Origin of the sequence: Bartonella tribocorum, from assembly GCF_002778015.1 — a bacterium.
Taxonomy (GTDB): domain Bacteria; phylum Pseudomonadota; class Alphaproteobacteria; order Rhizobiales; family Rhizobiaceae; genus Bartonella; species Bartonella tribocorum_B.
This window is the reverse complement of record NZ_NJPP01000037.1, coordinates 1-17,336: the sequence shown is the minus strand read 5'-3', so window position 1 is coordinate 17,336 and position 17,336 is coordinate 1. Positions and strand designations below refer to the sequence as shown.

At 37.4% G+C, this 17,336-nt stretch carries 15 protein-coding genes; 11 read left to right on the top strand and 4 right to left on the bottom strand.

Translation table 11 applies throughout. From position 1 onward, the window contains the following. Positions 1-411: 411 nt before the first annotated feature. The gene (locus CEV08_RS08055; protein ID WP_100131125.1) at positions 412-2,955 is read right to left on the bottom strand and encodes a response regulator; all 2,544 of its coding nucleotides are present in this window, start codon (positions 2,953-2,955) and stop codon (positions 412-414) included. 215 nt (positions 2,956-3,170) lie between these two features. Here CEV08_RS08055 and CEV08_RS08050 point away from each other — a divergent pair, with 215 nt between their 5' ends. Beyond that, complete coding sequence (locus CEV08_RS08050; RefSeq protein WP_100131124.1) at positions 3,171-3,647, top strand: flagellar biosynthetic protein FliO; 477 nt, start codon at positions 3,171-3,173, stop codon at positions 3,645-3,647. Positions 3,648-3,698: 51 nt separating this feature from the next. Here CEV08_RS08050 and dksA read toward each other — a convergent pair whose 3' ends face one another. Both dksA and CEV08_RS08040 read right to left on the bottom strand, forming a co-directional pair. Then, complete coding sequence (dksA, locus tag CEV08_RS08045) at positions 3,699-4,115, bottom strand: RNA polymerase-binding protein DksA (RefSeq protein WP_039760246.1); 417 nt, start codon at positions 4,113-4,115, stop codon at positions 3,699-3,701. A gap of 259 nt (positions 4,116-4,374) precedes the next feature. Further along, the gene (locus CEV08_RS08040) at positions 4,375-4,908 is read right to left on the bottom strand and encodes a flavin reductase (RefSeq protein WP_100131123.1); all 534 of its coding nucleotides are present in this window, start codon (positions 4,906-4,908) and stop codon (positions 4,375-4,377) included. 144 nt (positions 4,909-5,052) lie between these two features. Here CEV08_RS08040 and rpe point away from each other — a divergent pair, with 144 nt between their 5' ends. The 10 genes from rpe to CEV08_RS07990 all read left to right on the top strand — a co-directional run bounded on the left by rpe (position 5,053) and on the right by CEV08_RS07990 (position 14,174). Continuing rightward, complete coding sequence (gene rpe, locus CEV08_RS08035; RefSeq protein ID WP_100131122.1) at positions 5,053-5,739, top strand: ribulose-phosphate 3-epimerase; 687 nt, start codon at positions 5,053-5,055, stop codon at positions 5,737-5,739. After that, positions 5,739-7,052 carry an adenylosuccinate lyase gene (gene purB / locus CEV08_RS08030; protein WP_100131121.1) on the top strand — a complete coding sequence of 438 codons (1,314 nt, stop codon included), beginning with the start codon at positions 5,739-5,741 and terminating at the stop codon, positions 7,050-7,052. Before rpe ends, purB begins: the two co-directional genes overlap by 1 nt. A 59-nt stretch (positions 7,053-7,111) precedes the next feature. Next, positions 7,112-7,660: an RBBP9/YdeN family alpha/beta hydrolase gene (locus tag CEV08_RS08025; RefSeq protein ID WP_100131120.1), complete on the top strand. Its 549-nt coding sequence runs from the start codon at positions 7,112-7,114 to the stop codon at positions 7,658-7,660. A gap of 173 nt (positions 7,661-7,833) precedes the next feature. Then, complete coding sequence (purC, locus tag CEV08_RS08020; RefSeq protein WP_100131119.1) at positions 7,834-8,598, top strand: phosphoribosylaminoimidazolesuccinocarboxamide synthase; 765 nt, start codon at positions 7,834-7,836, stop codon at positions 8,596-8,598. Positions 8,599-8,695: 97 nt separating this feature from the next. Then, on the top strand, positions 8,696-8,935 hold the full coding sequence (gene purS, locus CEV08_RS08015) for a phosphoribosylformylglycinamidine synthase subunit PurS (protein WP_100131118.1): 240 nt from the start codon (positions 8,696-8,698) through the stop codon (positions 8,933-8,935). 11 nt (positions 8,936-8,946) lie between these two features. Continuing rightward, positions 8,947-9,618: a phosphoribosylformylglycinamidine synthase subunit PurQ gene (gene purQ, locus CEV08_RS08010; RefSeq protein ID WP_100131117.1), complete on the top strand. Its 672-nt coding sequence runs from the start codon at positions 8,947-8,949 to the stop codon at positions 9,616-9,618. A gap of 290 nt (positions 9,619-9,908) precedes the next feature. Further along, the gene (gene purL / locus CEV08_RS08005; protein ID WP_100131116.1) at positions 9,909-12,119 is read left to right on the top strand and encodes a phosphoribosylformylglycinamidine synthase subunit PurL; all 2,211 of its coding nucleotides are present in this window, start codon (positions 9,909-9,911) and stop codon (positions 12,117-12,119) included. A 61-nt stretch (positions 12,120-12,180) separates the two neighbouring features. Then, on the top strand, positions 12,181-12,414 hold the full coding sequence (locus tag CEV08_RS08000; protein ID WP_100131115.1) for a BolA/IbaG family iron-sulfur metabolism protein: 234 nt from the start codon (positions 12,181-12,183) through the stop codon (positions 12,412-12,414). Between the two features lie 98 nt (positions 12,415-12,512). Then, the gene (gene grxD, locus CEV08_RS07995; RefSeq protein WP_100131114.1) at positions 12,513-12,845 is read left to right on the top strand and encodes a Grx4 family monothiol glutaredoxin; all 333 of its coding nucleotides are present in this window, start codon (positions 12,513-12,515) and stop codon (positions 12,843-12,845) included. 72 nt (positions 12,846-12,917) lie between these two features. Further along, the gene (locus CEV08_RS07990) at positions 12,918-14,174 is read left to right on the top strand and encodes a multidrug effflux MFS transporter (RefSeq protein WP_100131113.1); all 1,257 of its coding nucleotides are present in this window, start codon (positions 12,918-12,920) and stop codon (positions 14,172-14,174) included. Between the two features lie 552 nt (positions 14,175-14,726). Here CEV08_RS07990 and parC read toward each other — a convergent pair. Next, entirely contained in the window at positions 14,727-16,976 is a 2,250-nt protein-coding gene (parC, locus tag CEV08_RS07985) for a DNA topoisomerase IV subunit A (RefSeq protein WP_100131112.1), read from the bottom strand. Between the last annotated feature and the right edge of the window lie 360 nt (positions 16,977-17,336).

The following is a 17,336-nucleotide window of genomic DNA, read 5'->3' as shown; positions in this document are numbered from 1 at the left end:
CATATATGGAAATCTTTTTTGCTTCTTGGATCATTTTTGGTTGATTTGGGAGTCAATTGAACTTTTGGATTGATTTTTTYAAAGGGTCTTTTAAAGGCGGTTTTCTGGGCTTTCACAGACTTTTTTTTAAAATCTTCAAAGGATTTTCCAAAGACCTTTCAAAGCCTTCCCTCATTTTTACCATGAAAATGCACTTTTTACCATTTTTCGTGCTTTTTCCAATTTTAGGTGTCAAAACCTATTTTGACAAAAYGCGYATTTAACGCTAAAAATTGTACATAAGAACAACAAATTATCACCTATTTCTAACCAATCCCACCTCTTCCCACTTAATGCAAAAACTACTGTCAAACGACATTTTTCCTAAAAAATCTTAAAATACGCAATTTTTCTCTTGCATCAATTTTTGCATCATGACGAAAGCGTTTCTTTAACTGTTAGTGCTAACTGTTTAAGTGTAAAAGGTTTAGATAAAAAACCAAAAATAGTATCTTGTGGAAGATTCTTAGCAAAAGCATCTTTTGCATATCCAGAAACGAAAAGAAATTTGATACCAGAATAGCTTTTACGGACTTCCTTCAATAAAGTAGGCCCATCCATTTCTGGCATTACTACATCGGAAACAATAATATCAACAGCGCCTTTTTGTTCTTCAAGAATAGAAAGTGCTTCTACCCCGCTTGCCGCCTCTAAAACCGTATATCCTCTCATTTGAAGAGCTCTTACCCCCCCCATTCTGACCGCATCCTCATCTTCAACCAATAAAACAGTGGCAGACCCTGTTAGGTCTATATTTTTATCTTTCTCTTCATCTTTCTCAATCTTTTGAGAAATTTTTCCTTTTATATTTTGGATATAACGGGGCAGAAAAATATGAAATGTTGCTCCTTCTCCCTCTTTACTTTCACAATAAATATATCCACCACTCTGCTTGATAATTCCATAAACCATTGATAAACCAAGGCCTGTTCCTTTTCCAACTTCTTTGGTTGTAAAAAATGGCTCAAACATTTTTTCTTGTATAGAAGCCGATATCCCAGTCCCTGTATCTGAAATAGTCAATTGCACATATTCACCAATTGCTAAACTAAGATGATTAAATTCAGCACTTTGTTGTTTTGTAATATTGTTTGTTGCAATCGTAACAATTCCTCCATCGAACATGGCATCACGCGCATTAATAACCAAATTCATTATCACACGCTGAAAAGATGCCTGATCGACTTCAACGCTCCATAAATCTCTTCCATGGATAATTTTTAGTTGAATATTATTCCCCAAAAGTGGTAAAATGAGATTACGAATATCTGATAAAAACTCTGTAAAATCAACTTGTTCAGGCCGAAGTGTTTGCTTTCTAGAAAAGGCTAATAATTGCTGTACAAGAGCAGCGGCACGATTAGCATTATTTTTAATATTGATCAGATCAGCATGAGCAGGATCGGAGCTGCGATGTGTATTTAAAAGAAGATCACATGACATTAAAATTGCTGTTAAAACATTATTAAAATCATGCGCAATGCCGCCTGCTAACTGTCCAACAGCTTGCATCTTCTGACTTTGAATCATTTTATCTTCAAGTGTTTTTTGTTCTGTTGTTTCAATGACAGAGATAATGACCAAATCTTGTAGCGCACCACCATGATAGGGGGGTACAGACATAACATGAAGACGTAAATGACGTTCTTCATTCTTTTGTAAAACAGTTTCCAGAGAAACAAAATAATTTTTATTGATCGCAATTTTCTGAAAAGCATGCTCTAACGGCATACGATCACGACAAGAAATAATATCATAAAAATTGATCGTTTTATCCATACATTCCATAAGTGATGAAAAAGCATTATTCATGTGAATCAATTGCCCTTGCCGATTTACCACGGCTATTGCAAAAGGACTCGCGTCAAAATATTCTTCTAATATACTAGGTAACTTTAATTGATCATTCTCTTCTTTTTGTCTTTGTTGTGGAATGATCACAATACGATAAACGGCTTCTTCCTCTAAGAGAGAGGAAGCAGAGATAAAACAGTGAAATATTTTCTCACACGTCGTCTGTGAATTTAAACATAACGAAAATCTATAAGGTAAAGAGTAACCTGAATTTTGATATCTGTTGGTTTGCAAACAAATATCACTCCATGAGCCCTTAGCACCTACGCTTTCAAATAATGGATCAAAATGATATTGACCAATCGAAAAATTTGCTAAATCAAGTGAGAACCATTCGGCAAAAACCGCATTGGCATAAAGAATAGTGCCTTGTGCATTAACGGATATAAAACCAACAGGCGCTTGATCCAAATGATTGATCGACTCTTGAAGATTAGAGAAAAAAACTTCTCGGGTTTGTTGTAGATGCGAAATATCGCTAATGCGCCAAAATAAAAAATTTTTTTTCTGTTTTGTAATAGGTTGAACAGAGATATTATACCAAGCAGATTTTTTTTGTGTAGAATCGGTGAAAATTGGTTGCTCTACTTTTAACTCTTCTTGCACTGAAAGATTATTATAAGCTGCAACTTTTAAGCGATAGGAAAGTGCACCAGCTCCTGGAAGATCAGCAATAACCCTATAACAAGACCCTTCAAGCTTATAGGTCAGAATCCTTTGATATTTTTGATTAGAATAATAAACAAAACCAGAAAAATCAGAGATTACAATTGCATCGTCGCTCCTATTAAAGATACTAGAGTCAAAATCTTCGTGCGACCACGATGCATGGTATCTTAAAAGCCCTATACCACTTAAAGCAAGTGTTGCAACACCAATAATTGCTAGAATCAAAAAAGATGCTACCACAGCCTTTTGCACATAACTTTGTGGATAAAAAAAATCTAAAATGCCTGTAATGAAAAGGAAAACTAAGATAAAAACAACACCAAAAATCACAACTCTTCGACGAACAGAAGACGAAGACACTGATCCTTCATTATTCTCAAAACCTTTATCCATCTCTCTTTGCCTTAGATTTAGCTGTTTCTTATACCAAGAAACTTCCTTTTATATTCATTGTTATAAAATATATACTATGATATCATCTTTCTAAGAAAGCTTACTTAATGTTAAAAGGTTTATTTCTTGTCTTTGAAGTAAATCTTTTAAGGGTGTGTTTATAAATTTATTTCACTAAAAGACGATAGTTTCCATAGCAAAATGGGAGAAGAACTATGTATATCTGGTTATCAGACCAAATCGGTGTATCTGCTGCAAACATAACGATAAGTTTTTTGTTTTTTATAATAACAATCGCAGCTATTACCATAATTATCTTGTTTTTACGCCGTTTCAATAAGGGAAGATTCAAAATTAATAGAAAAAAAAGTCTATCACGATTAGCATTATGTGAAGCAATTTCTATAGATCGAACACGCCACCTTGTTTTAGTTCGTTGTGATAATAAAGAACATTTGCTCCTTATTGGCGGATTAACAGATGTGATTGTAGAATCCGATATTACCAACACATCCAGAATACCAAAAAGAGAAATAGACACTCATCCCTCTCCCCCTTTTAAAGAAAGAAACGATACGCCAGATAAAAACTCTTCTTCTTTTACGAATCAAGCGATAAAAGATTCAGCAATCACAGCCGAAATTGAAGGGAGGCAAGAACCATCTTTGTTTATTCCTACTCCTCCCAAATAAAATATATAATTTTATCACTACGAACTTCGTTTGTTTATCGCTCTAATGATTTTAATCATCACGATAAACTTTTTCACGCCGTTCGTGACGTTCTTGTGCTTCCAACGACAAAACGGCAATCGGCCGTGCCTCAAGACGCTTTAAACTAATGGGTTCGCCGGTTTCTTCACAAAAACCATATGTCCCGTTATCAATTCGCTCCAAGGCAGCATCTATTTTTGAAATAAGTTTTCTCTGACGATCACGAGCACGTAATTCAATTGTACGATCAGTTTCACAAGATGCCCTATCCGTTAAATCAGGTTGAGCAACATTCTCTTCCTGCAAATTTTCCAAAGTCTCACGCGCTTCTTTTAAGATATCATTCTTCCAAGAAACCAATTTAGCACGAAAATACGCCTTTTGCCGTTCATTCATAAAAGGCTCATCTTCACTAGGGCGATATTGACCATCAATCTCTTCGCTCATGCAATAAAAAACCTCCACATCTGCTTTGTGGGGTCTATATATTGTGCAATACCCAACAGCACAAGAGTAAAATGTTTTTTCATAACAATCTAAAAATATGTCTTAATACGCTGTTGGATCTTGATATCTTTTTTTGATCTCAAATTGGACACTTGATTAAAGATCATCAAAAAATCATCTTCCTCCTCCTTCTTCAAGCGTACTAAATTTAAATGAAATATCAATCAATCGTTTCACCAATGCCCAAAAATAAAAATCTTTATAAAGGCAACGTGTGATACCCACGATTCAAATACATCAAAGAATCTTTTTCTTGACTACGATTGATTGCAACAACTTCACCAATCAATACACAATGGGTTGCATGCTCGTGCCAACAAATCAAACGACAATCAAAAGATGCTAAAGCATCTGAAAGACTAGGCGCTCCCGTCTGCAAAGTTCCCCATTGTACAACATCAAAGCGCTCATTTTCTGGAACATTGCAACGCCCTGAAAAAATATCTGCTAATGGACGATGTTTTCCTGCCAAGCTATTAACACAAAAAATTCCATTCTCCATAAATACATGATTCTTCAGATTATGACGCATAAGACAAACAAGAAGAGTTGGAGGATCATCTGATAAAGAACAACACGCCGAAACCGTCACTCCGCGTTTTCCCTTAATGCCATCTGTTGTCACAATATGTACAGCGCTTGCAAAATGGCTCATAGAATCTCGATATTCTTGCGAAGAAACGGCAATATTATCTTGAAGTTTAGGCATCAAACATGTTTTATGATTCGACATATCTTTCACTTATCAAACTTTAAAATTTCAAGCGATCTTTCTATAAAAAGATCTATAATACGCATTTTTCTTTTCCGTCATAACACAAAAGATATTTGTGTATACACAGCGACATGATAAAAACAGCCAATCAAGGAGATTTTTATGCCCCCTTCTCTTCTCATTTCACCTTCACTCTTGGCTTCTGATTTTTCTAAACTTGGACAAGAAATATTAGATGTTGTTGATGCTGGTGCAGATTGGCTTCATCTTGATATTATGGATGGGCACTTTGTTCCTAACATCACCTTTGGCCCTGACGTCATCAAAGCTCTGCGTCCCTTAACCAAAACAATATTTGATGTCCACCTGATGATCAAACCTGTTGATCCTTATTTGGAAGCTTTTGCAAAAGCTGGCGCAGATATTATAACTATTCATGCTGAAGCAAGCCCCCATCTTCATCGTTCACTCCAAACAATCAAAGCAATGGGTAAAAAAGCAGGCATTGCACTCAATCCAAGCACCCCTGAACACGTCCTTGAATATTTACTTGATCAATTAGATCTCATTCTCATCATGACAGTCAACCCCGGTTTTGGTGGGCAAAATTTTATTCCAGAAATAAAAGATAAAATTAAGCGCGTTAAAAGCATGATTGCAAACCGCCCTATTGATCTTGAAGTTGATGGTGGAATCACCGTTGATACAATTGGAATAACTGCAGAAGCTGGTGCAAATGTATTTGTCGCAGGCTCTGCAATTTATAAAAATGGAAACAAAGAGCTTTACAAAACACGCATGAGTGCATTACGCCAAGCCGCAATCCTCTCACAACAAGGAAAAAAATGATGATCCCACGTTATTCTCGCCCTGAAATGGTAACAATTTGGTCTCCTGAAACGAAATATCGTATTTGGTTTGAAATTGAAGCCCATGCCTGTGATGCCCTTGCTCAACTGGGGGTTATTCCAAAAGAAGCCGCCAAGGTCATTTGGGAAAAAGGGGCAGCTGCTGAATTTGATGTCAATCGTATTGATGAAATTGAAGCCATTACCAAACATGATGTTATTGCATTTCTAACCCATCTCGCTGAATTCATTGGACCAGAAGCACGTTTTATCCACCAAGGCATGACATCATCTGATGTTCTCGATACAACGTTGAGTATTCAATTGATGCGTGCGAGTGATATTTTGCTCAAGGATATAGACCAACTTCTTGAAGCCTTAAAAAGACGTGCTTTTGAACATAAAGAAACCATCACCATTGGGCGGAGTCATGGCATTCATGCTGAACCAACAACATTTGGAGTCAAGTTCGCTCTTGCCTACGCTGAGTTTTCCCGTTGTCGCAAACGTCTTCTTGCTGCACGTGAAGAAATTTCTACTTGCGCAATTTCAGGAGCTGTAGGAACTTTTGCCAATATTGATCCACGCGTTGAAAAACATGTCGCAAAAGCCCTAGGGATGCGTGCTGAACCCATTTCCACCCAAGTCATACCACGGGATCGTCATGCGATGTTTTTTGCAACACTGGGGGTTATTGCGTCCTCTATTGAAAGATTAGCAATAGAAATACGCCATTTACAGCGAACGGAAGTTCTCGAAGCAGAAGAACATTTCTCACCAGGGCAAAAAGGTTCATCGGCAATGCCTCATAAACGGAATCCAGTTTTAACAGAAAATTTAACGGGGTTAGCCCGTATGGTCCGTGCATTTGCACTCCCTGCCATGGAAAATGTAGCACTTTGGCATGAGCGTGATATTTCTCATTCATCTGTCGAGCGTTATATTGGCCCTGATGCAACGATTACACTTGATTTTGCTCTTTCTCGCCTCACATCGGTCATTGAAAATCTCATTGTCTATCCGGAAAACATGCAAAAAAATCTTAATAAATTCCGAGGTCTTGTTCATTCACAACGGGTACTTTTAGCACTCACACAAGCAGGAATTAGTCGTGAAGATTCGTATCGGATTGTACAACGAAATGCGATGAAGGTTTGGGAAGAAGGAAAAGATTTTTTAGAAGAACTGCTCAACGACAAAGATGTTAGCAAAGCCTTAAGCGAAGCAAAACTTCGAGAAAAATTTGATCTTTCTTACCACACCAAACATATCAATACGATTTTTAAACGTGTTTTCGAACAACAATCAACATAGAAAGCCCAAATCTATACCATCTATGATCAAAAATCTATTGTAACTCAAGAAAACAATTCATGAAAGCAAATCAACTCGATATTCTTATTGTTCCTGGCTATAAAGGATCTGGTCCTGATCATTGGCAAACACGCTGGGAAAAAAAATTATCTACAGCTCGCCGCATTGAACAAGACCATTGGTCAAAGCCTGTTTGCGACGCATGGGTTAATGAAGTTAAAACCGCCATCGCACAAGCTCAAAGACCTGTTATGATTATTGCTCATTCATTAGGCGTTCCTACCGCACTTCATGCAACTGTACAAAATGCGGAAAAAGTTTGTGGCGCTTTCTTTGTTGCACCTCCTGATGTTGCCAATGAAAAAATACGTCCCAAACATTTAATGACATTTGGCCCCTATCATCGTCAAAAATTGCCCTTTCCTTCTATTGTCATCGCCAGCCGCAATGATGAATTTTGTCAATTTTCAGTCGCAGAAAAAATTGCCAATGACTGGGGCTCACTCTTTATTGATGCTGGGTATTCTGGGCATATTAATACAGAATCTGGGCACGGACCTTGGCCTGAAGGGCTTATGGTTCTCTCTCACTTTCTTGCAAAAATTTGATCCCCAAAAGGTCATTCTTTTTCTCGTCGCCTCTGTCTCTCCACTTTTGGGTAGATGTATCGTGATAAAAATTATAAAAGTATCATAGCAATATCATTGAGAATTTCCATCAATTAGGATAGTATCGCTTACCAATGTTATTAAAAACCTCTCAAGATCAATAGAGAATCGTGATGAATCGTCGCCACCGTATTTATGAAGGCAAAGCCAAAATTTTATATGAAGGACCTGAACCAGGAACGTATATTCAATTTTTCAAAGATGATGCCACAGCCTTTAACGCAAAAAAACATGAAATTATCGATGGAAAAGGGGTTTTAAACAACCGAATTTCGGAACATATCTTTAACCATCTTGGACGTTTGGGAATCCCAACACATTTTATCAAACGCATAAATATGCGCGAACAGCTTATCAAAGCGGTGGAAATCATTCCATTGGAAGTTGTTGTTCGCAATGTTGCAGCTGGCTCTCTTGCTAAACGTTTAGGACTAGAAGAAGGAACCCCACTCCCACAATCCATCATTGAGTTCTACTATAAAAATGATTCTCTCGATGATCCTATGGTGACAGAAGAACACATCACCGCTTTTGGGTGGGCTGTCCCACAAGAGCTAGAAGATATTATGCAACTTTCAATTCGTATTAATGATTTTCTTTCTGGATTATTTGCCGGTGTTAACATCCAATTAATTGATTTTAAAATGGAATTTGGTCGTCTATGGGAAGATGAAACAATGCGCATTGTTCTTGCTGATGAAATTTCACCTGATTCTGCACGACTATGGGATATGCAAACACGAGAAAAAATGGACAAAGATCGTTTTCGTCGTGATATGGGCGGGCTTATTAATGCCTATCAAGAGGTTGCAAAACGCCTTGGCATTATGAATGAAAATGAGCCAACTCGGCCAAGTGGTCCCGTCTTGGTAAAGTAAAAAAGCGCGTCAAGTAAACACAAGGTAAAAATAATTATTCCCTTCTATAAATATACCTCTTCAAAGGAGAGGTTCTTTGAATAACAGGAAGCAAAAAATGAAAGCACGCATTACAGTTACTTTAAGAGAAAGCGTTCTTGATCCACAAGGAGAAGCTATTGTCGGTGCTTTAAAAAGTTTAGCTTTCGAAGGTATTTCCTCCATTCGTCAAGGAAAAGTTTTTGATATTGTTCTTGATGATCAGCCTTCTGAAACAGCAAAGGAAAAGCTTGACCAGATGTGCGAAGAGTTACTCGCAAATACTGTCATTGAAAATTATACTATCGAACTTCTGTAAGTGAAACGCTCATGAAAACTGCCATCATTCAGCTTCCTGGATTAAATCGCGACCGTGATATGGTTGCAGCGTTGCATCATATAACAGGAGTTGAGCCACTCAAAATTTGGCAAACAGAAACAATAATTCCAGCTGTCGATGTTATTATTATTCCTGGTGGTTTTTCTTATGGCGACTACTTAAGATGCGGTGCTATTGGAGCGCGAACCCCCATCCTAAAAGCTATTCGTGAAAAAGCGCAAGAAGGTATTACGATAATAGGTATTTGTAATGGATTTCAAATTTTGTTAGAAGCTGGATTGCTCCCTGGGACTTTAATGCGTAACGCTTCCTTAAAATTTGTTTGTCGTGAAGTCAAACTTGAAGTCGTTAATGCCAAGACAAAATTTTCTCGATATTATTCTAAAGGACAAATTATTCGTTGTCCTGTTGCCCATCATGATGGAAATTACTTTGTTGACAATGAAACATTAAAACAGATGGAAGACAATGAACAAATTGTTTTTCGCTACGCAGAAAATACAAATCCTAACGGCTCAATAAAAGATATTGCTGGTATTGTTAATAAAGCTGGTAATATTCTTGGGATGATGCCCCATCCTGAAAACTTTATCGAACCCGCTCACGGAGGGAGTGACGGTCGTTTACTTTTTCAAAGTGCTTTAGAATTAGTCAATGGATGATGCGGCAAAAATTCTTGTCCTTTATAATTGTAAAAACAAAGGTCTTTATCATTTCTCGCGTTGTAAATTTATGAAAAAAATTCTATACAAATAACCATGGAGATTATTCTCTAAACACATAATTGTTTAAGATTATTTTTGGTCTCGGAATCCACCCAACCAAATAAAATCTTCAGCTTACGATTTATGAATATTTTTAATTCTTAAACCATGTAGTTTTCCATAATTTAAGCTGATAGATTTAAAAAATTAAAATACTAAATTTCGATTAATTTGACGGATAAATACTCATGAATCCTTGCAATAACATCACAATTACACCAGAGCTCATTGCACAACACGGCCTAAAAGAGGATGAATATCAACGTATCCTAACGTTAATCGGGAGAGAACCAACATTTACTGAACTGGGAATTTTTTCTGCAATGTGGAACGAACATTGTTCCTATAAATCTTCTAAAAAATGGCTCAAAACTCTTCCGACAGAAGGAAAATGTGTTATTCAAGGTCCTGGTGAAAATGCTGGCGTTGTCGATATTGGTGAAGGGCAATGTGTTGTTTTCAAAATGGAAAGCCATAACCATCCTTCTTATATTGAACCTTATCAAGGGGCGGCAACAGGGGTTGGTGGTATTTTGCGTGATGTCTTTACGATGGGCGCCCGTCCTGTTGCGGCTATGAATGCATTGCGTTTTGGCGCTCCAGATCACCCCCGAACGCGCCATCTTGTTACTGGCGTTGTTTCTGGAATAGGTGGCTACAGCAATTCTTTTGGTGTTCCAACGGTTGGTGGAGAAATCAATTTTGATAAGCGTTATAATGGTAATATCCTCGTTAACGCTTTTGTTGCCGGTATTGCAAAGACAGACGCCCTTTTTTATTCTAAAGCACAAGGTATCGAACTCCCTGTTGTTTATCTTGGTGCAAAAACGGGGCGAGATGGTGTCGGTGGCGCAACAATGGCTTCTGCTGAATTTGATGATTCAATCAGTGAAAAACGCCCAACCGTTCAAGTCGGTGATCCTTTTACAGAAAAATGTCTTCTTGAAGCATGTTTAGAGCTCATGGAACTTGGCGCTGTGGTTGCTATTCAAGATATGGGGGCTGCAGGTCTCACCTCTTCTGCCGTTGAAATGGGCGCAAAAGGAAATCTAGGAATACAGCTTAATCTCGATACAGTTCCCGTTCGTGAAGAAAACATGACAGCCTATGAAATGATGCTTTCTGAAAGTCAAGAGCGTATGCTTATGGTCCTAAAACCAGAGCTAGAAAAGCAAGCAGAAGCAATTTTTCATAAGTGGGGGCTCCATTTTTCCATTATTGGAAAAACAACCGATGATTTACGTTTCCGTGTATTTCATCAAGGAGAAGAAGTTGTCAATCTTCCCATCAAAGAACTTGGTGATGAAGCGCCTGTTTATGATCGCCCCTGGAGTGAACCTGCAAAAAAAACACTTCTGAAAGCAGAAGACTTCAAAAAAGTTGAGAATCTTGGTGATGCGCTTCTAACTTTATTGAATTCTGCTGATCAAAGTTCGCGGCGCTGGGTTTATGAACAATATGATACTCTTATCCAAGGCAATAGCCTCATTTGTCCAGGAGGTGACGCCGGCGTTATTCGCATAAGCAATAAGAGTAAACGTGCCCTTGCATTTTCTTCGGATGTAACACCGCGCTATTGTGAAGCTGATCCTTATGAGGGAGGAAAACAAGCTGTTGCAGAATGCTGGAGAAATATTAGCACGACAGGTGCAACACCACTGGCTGCGACAGATAATCTCAATTTTGGGAATCCTGAAAAACCTGAAATTATGGGACAATTGGTTTTCGCGATTAAAGGCATCGGAGAAGCCTGTAGAATCCTCGATTTTCCTATCGTTTCTGGCAATGTTTCTCTTTACAACGAAACAAATGGAGAAGCTATTCTTCCTACCCCCACAATTGCTGGTGTAGGCCTCCTTAGTGATTGGTCTAAAATGGTAACAATAAGTGGTATGCAAAATGGAGATCGTATCATTTTAGTAGGAGATTGCGGTTCTCATTTAGGACAATCAATCTATGCGCGTGACATTTTAAATATTGATGCAGGCGCCCCTCCCCCTGTAGATTTGCAACTTGAACAAAAACATGGTCAATTCGTTCGAGATGTTATTAATAGCGGTTTTGTCCATGCCGCTCATGATATTTCTGACGGAGGATTAGCGATTGCACTTGCAGAAATGGTAATTAAAGCAGGGAAAGGAATCAAAGTAAAATTAAGCAATAAATCCCCCCATCATGCAGAACTTTTTGGAGAAGACCAAGGACGTTATCTTTTAGCCGTCAAAACTGATGCTCTTAGCAGTCTTAAAGAGCACGCAAAAACCCATGCCATTGTTTTAACAGAGCTGGGTCATGTTGAGGGAGATTCTCTTAATATAGATGGGATATTAACACTTCCCGTAGAAAGTCTTACACAAGCCTATGAAAACTGGTTTCCACAATTTATGGGTGAAAAGTAAAAAATTATCCTTTCTCGTGAAACAGCTCTTACAAAAAAATGAACAACATAGGAGAATAATGATGGCAATGAGTGCCCATGCAATTGAAACACTTATTCGTGAAGGTATTCCCGATGCTACTGTAACAATTCGTGATCTTGCTGGAGATGGAGAACATTATGCAGCAAAAGTTATTTCTGAAAGTTTTCGCGGAAAAACCCGTGTTCAACAACATAAAATGGTCTATGATGCCCTGAAAGGCAATATGGGAAATGATCTTCACGCCTTAATGTTGCAAACAAATATTCCCAAATAATCTAAAATTTCTTCTTGCATTCATTCATTCAATACGATTAAGAATAGTGCAAGTATAAATTACACACATGCAAAAATCTGAAATATCGAGGGATAAAAATGACCACTGTTCATGATTTTATTGACAACGAGATTAAAACAAACGACGTCATTTTATTCATGAAAGGGACACCTGACGCTCCGCAATGTGGATTTTCAGGACAAGTTGTTCAAATCCTTGATTATTTAGGCTTGATTTATAAAGGGATTAATATCTTAGCTTCTGACGAATTGCGTCAAGGGATCAAAGATTACTCAAATTGGCCAACAATTCCACAGCTTTATATCAAAGGTGAATTTGTTGGAGGCTGTGATATTGTTAAAGAGATGTTTCAAAATAATGAGTTACAGGAACTTTTGAAAGAAAAAAATATATCCTGTAATCAATCATAGGTATCTTTTATTTTATCCAGATTCTTAAAAAAGAACTGTTTTCAAACGAAATTTTTATTTCAAGGATGCCGTATGTCATATTCAATTGATGAACAAACGCATAGTGAAGCGATTAGAAAAAAAATTGGTTATAAAGAATTTGTTATTCTTATTGCTTCGCTCATGGCTATTAATGCTATAGCTGTAGACATTATGTTGCCAGCTATGCCCAATATTTTGGAAGGATTAAATGTTCTCAGTGAGAATGATCAACATTATATCATTTCGAGTTATCTTATTAGCTATGGTATTGCTCAAATATTTTTCGGTCCAATAAGCGATCGCTATGGGCGACGTAAGCTTATGCTTATTGGGCTTGCTTTTTATTCATTTACGGCGATTGGCTGTGCCTTTGTAACGGATTTTTCTCTCCTGCTTATTTTGCGTATTTTGCAAGGTATTGGAGGAGCATCTATGCGCGTTCTTACGGTTTCCGTTGTACGTGATCTCTACAGTGGTCGAAAAATGGCAGAAGTTATGTCTATTGTTATGATGGTTTTTCTTGTTGCACCCATGATTGGTCCCGCAACAGGACAGATCATTTTACTGCTTGGACATTGGCAATTCATTTTTATTTTCATGGCAATGGTTGGCTTTGGGCTGATGATCTGGATTCAATTCCGCTTGCCTGAAACACTCCATGAACAACGCCCTCTTTCCTTTTCTTCAGTCAAACACAATTTATGGACTGTTGTGACAAATCGTACAACACTTTGCTACACACTTGCAACTTCCATCATTTTAGGCTGCATTTTTATTTCTGTTAATACATCACAACAAACTTATGAAGGAATTTATAACTTAGGCTTTTGGTTTCCGATAGCATTTGCCATCGGTGCTGCATTTCAAGCTTTCTCATCATTTATGAATTCTCGACTTGTCAGACGTCTTGGAATGCGACGTATTGCCCATACTATGCTTTTGCTTTTTTGTGCCACTTCATGTATTTGGTTCATTGGATCCATCTCAGCAGATGGAGTTATCCCTTTTCCCTTTTATATGGCGTTATATTGTATATTAATGTTTACCTGCGGTGGTATCATGGCCAACTTCAATACACTCGCTCTCGAGTCTGTGGGCGAAATTGCTGGCACAGCCTCTTCTGTATCCGGTTTTCTTCAAACATCTCTCGCTACAGGTCTTAGCTTTTTTATTGCCCAACAATTTGATGAAACAACCATCCCAAACTCAGCAGGATTTTTCTTTCTCAGTCTTATTGCTATCCTTCTTGTCTTATGGGCTGAAGGTGGTCATCTCTTTAGGCAACATCATCACAACCCTAATGAATAAATATTGCTACGAGCAAGATTAATAATATCTCTCTTAAACAAGAAAGCTATGCCTATCACACAAAACAGAATACCTCTAGGACATTCTTGTGTTAAACATTCATATATTTTTTTAAAGATACACCTCTAAAAACATCAAATCATTTCACGATAGCTCCCATGAGTGATATAATGAGTTAAAACAATAAGGTATACAAAAACCATTTTATCATCCTCATATTTATGAAGCATGCAAGCCTATATTTTCATTTCAGTTCCTAATGTTACAACAACTCTTGGCACTTGAGGCAGCCCATAAAGGACATTTTTGATTTCTTTCTTTATAAATTTCTATCTACAATAGCATCCCACTTGTGATGTGAGAGCAGAGCGTTTTGATTGTTTTAACATGAGCAAGGTTGCAATAAGAAAACCTATGGATATTAGAGGCTTTCATTTAATATGATAGTGATATTAAATTATTAATATAAATCAACATCTTATTATATAACAAAAAACATATAAGCATTTTTCTTTATGCTTTTATAGGCTTGGAATAAAAACGTTCTGTTATTTAATTGATAAATTTTCCTGATTTTGGAAATCCTTTTGAAACCATACGCCCGACGCCTGCACGTGTTCCCATCCATTCAATGAGATCATCAGCTTGACGGGTAAAGATTCGTTCAGCTGTATCTTGCCAACTTAAGCCTTCTGATAAATTAAAAGTCTTGGCATCAACAATACCACCCTCTTTGTAACGTTGTAAACGAACCCCTTTACCACGATTCATTTCTGGTATTTGTTCAATAGAAAAAATAAGCATTTTTCGGTTTTCACCAACCACAGCAACATGATCACCATTGACCGGAACACAAAGCTTTACCTTATCAGGAGATTTAACATTCATTACTTGCTTTCCTTTTCGTGTATTAGCAATCACTTCTGCAGCAGGAACGATAAAGCCATTTCCATAAGATGAAACCAAGAGTAATTTTTCTTCTGCATGATGCACAAAAGCTGTAAGAATATCATGCTCATCATCCATATCAACTAAAAGACGAATGGGTTCACCATGTCCCCGTCCTCCAGGCAAACTATTGGCACCAAGTGCAAAAAACTTTCCACCAGTACTTATCAGCACAATTTTGTCGGTCGTAAATGCTGGAAACGCTAGCTTTAAATTGTCTCCTTCTTTAAAAGAAAGTGCCTTGTAATCGTTTAAATGCCCCTTCAAAGCACGCATCCACCCCTTTTCAGAAATAACAACAGTAACCGGTTCTTTTTCGATCATTGCTTGTTGAATATCATCAAGATCATGTCTTGGTGCTTCTTCAAATGTCGTACGCCTTTTCCCTAAGAGCGTTTTAGGACCAAAAGTGTTGCGAACTTTTTTAATTTCTTCTGAAATTACTTTCCATTGTTTTATAGGAGAATCTAATAAATTCTGTAATTTTTCTTTTTCAGCTTTAAGAGTTTCAAACTCCTTACGAATTTCAAATTCCTCAAGCTTCCGTAAAGAGCGCAAGCGCATATTAAGAATAGCTTCAGCTTGATTTTCTGTTAATTCAAAACGATTAATCAGTTTCTTTTTCGGTTCATCCTCTTCACGAATAATCTGAATAACCTCATCGAGATTCAAATAGGCAATAAGATACCCATGAAGAATTTCCAATCGAGCATCAATTTGATCAAGCCGATAATGTGAGCGTCGAATAAGCACTTCTTGACGATGTTCAAGCCATTGCTGCAAACTTTCTCGCAGCGAGAGAACATTCGGTATTTTTCCCGAAGATAGAACATTAAGATTAAGAGGAAATCTTACTTCAAAATCAGTCAGCTTAAAAAGAGATTCCATAAGAAGTTCAGGGTCAACCGAACGATTTTTAGGAACAAGCACAATGCGGATATCTTCTGCTGATTCATCTTGAATATCCTCAAGCATTGGTAAGCGCCGCGCAAGCAACAATTCCGCAGTTTTTTCAATAAGACGTGACTTTTGAACTTGGTAGGGAATTTCAGTTACAACAATCACATAAGAACCACGGCTACCAGTTTCCTGATGCCAACGTGAACGCAATCGAAAAAAACCCCGCCCTATACGATAAGATTCCTCAATACTCTTTTTAGGCTCAACCAAAATGCCACCGGTTGGGAAATCAGGTCCTAGCACAAATTGATTTAAATCCTCATCACGCGTATCGGGGTATGCAATCAAATGCAGCGCCGCATCACAGAGCTCAGCAACATTGTGGGGAGGAATAGATGTTGCCATACCAACAGCAATACCGGAGGAACCATTGGCTAAAAGATTAGGGAAAGCACCTGGTAGAACAACAGGCTCTTCATCTTCTTCATTATAGGTCAAACGAAAATCAATAGCATTTTCATTAATTCCTTCAAGCAACAACGCAGCCACTTCAGTCATACGTGCTTCCGTATAGCGCATAGCCGCAGCATTATCACCATCAATATTACCAAAATTGCCTTGTCCATCAACCAATGGATAGCGAACCGCAAAACTTTGAGCCAAGCGCACTAAAGCATCATAAATAGATGCATCCCCATGAGGATGAAACTTTCCCATAACATCACCAACAATCCGCGCACATTTCGCATAAGACTGTCCAGGGTTCAGTTTGAGAAGACGCATCGCATGAACAATCCGCCGATGGACAGGCTTCAATCCATCACGAACATCAGGCAATGCACGATGCGTAATCGTAGAAAGCGCATAAGCCAAATAGCGTTCCTGTAAAGCAGAACGTAACTCTATTGGCTCAATATGTTCTTTATCAAAAGGTAAATTCATTTTATCAGACATACTATTAGAAAAAAATTCCCACAATAATAAAAAATTATTGTGTAGGATTTATTTAAAGCAAACTTCTATGAGTAAAATTTTTTATTAAAAGTCGACGATATAAAAATAAACATTGTAATTAGAACATGAACAGAAAATTATATCAATTTGAAAAATTTATACATATTCTTCTCTCTTATTCTAAACAATATAGGAAAATATTTAATACATTATCGAAAAATTCTTTCAAGATCCCCTTTAAGAGATAAAAAACAAAATAAACCCCAAAAGTCGAAAATATTTTTATTGTCAAGGACAAGAAACAAGCATTTTTAAATAAATAAAAATATAAAAAACAATGTATTACTCAATGTATTACTC

Coding starts and splice junctions, on each gene's coding strand:
- CEV08_RS08055 (WP_100131125.1), bottom strand. CDS start 2,955: ATGGATAAAGGTTTTGAGAATAATGAAGGATCAGTGTCTTCGTCTTCT.
- CEV08_RS08050 (WP_100131124.1), top strand. CDS start 3,171: ATGTATATCTGGTTATCAGACCAAATCGGTGTATCTGCTGCAAACATA.
- dksA (WP_039760246.1), bottom strand. CDS start 4,115: ATGAGCGAAGAGATTGATGGTCAATATCGCCCTAGTGAAGATGAGCCT.
- CEV08_RS08040 (WP_100131123.1), bottom strand. CDS start 4,908: ATGTCGAATCATAAAACATGTTTGATGCCTAAACTTCAAGATAATATT.
- rpe (WP_100131122.1), top strand. CDS start 5,053: ATGCCCCCTTCTCTTCTCATTTCACCTTCACTCTTGGCTTCTGATTTT.
- purB (WP_100131121.1), top strand. CDS start 5,739: ATGATCCCACGTTATTCTCGCCCTGAAATGGTAACAATTTGGTCTCCT.
- CEV08_RS08025 (WP_100131120.1), top strand. CDS start 7,112: ATGAAAGCAAATCAACTCGATATTCTTATTGTTCCTGGCTATAAAGGA.
- purC (WP_100131119.1), top strand. CDS start 7,834: ATGAATCGTCGCCACCGTATTTATGAAGGCAAAGCCAAAATTTTATAT.
- purS (WP_100131118.1), top strand. CDS start 8,696: ATGAAAGCACGCATTACAGTTACTTTAAGAGAAAGCGTTCTTGATCCA.
- purQ (WP_100131117.1), top strand. CDS start 8,947: ATGAAAACTGCCATCATTCAGCTTCCTGGATTAAATCGCGACCGTGAT.
- purL (WP_100131116.1), top strand. CDS start 9,909: ATGAATCCTTGCAATAACATCACAATTACACCAGAGCTCATTGCACAA.
- CEV08_RS08000 (WP_100131115.1), top strand. CDS start 12,181: ATGGCAATGAGTGCCCATGCAATTGAAACACTTATTCGTGAAGGTATT.
- grxD (WP_100131114.1), top strand. CDS start 12,513: ATGACCACTGTTCATGATTTTATTGACAACGAGATTAAAACAAACGAC.
- CEV08_RS07990 (WP_100131113.1), top strand. CDS start 12,918: ATGTCATATTCAATTGATGAACAAACGCATAGTGAAGCGATTAGAAAA.
- parC (WP_100131112.1), bottom strand. CDS start 16,976: ATGTCTGATAAAATGAATTTACCTTTTGATAAAGAACATATTGAGCCA.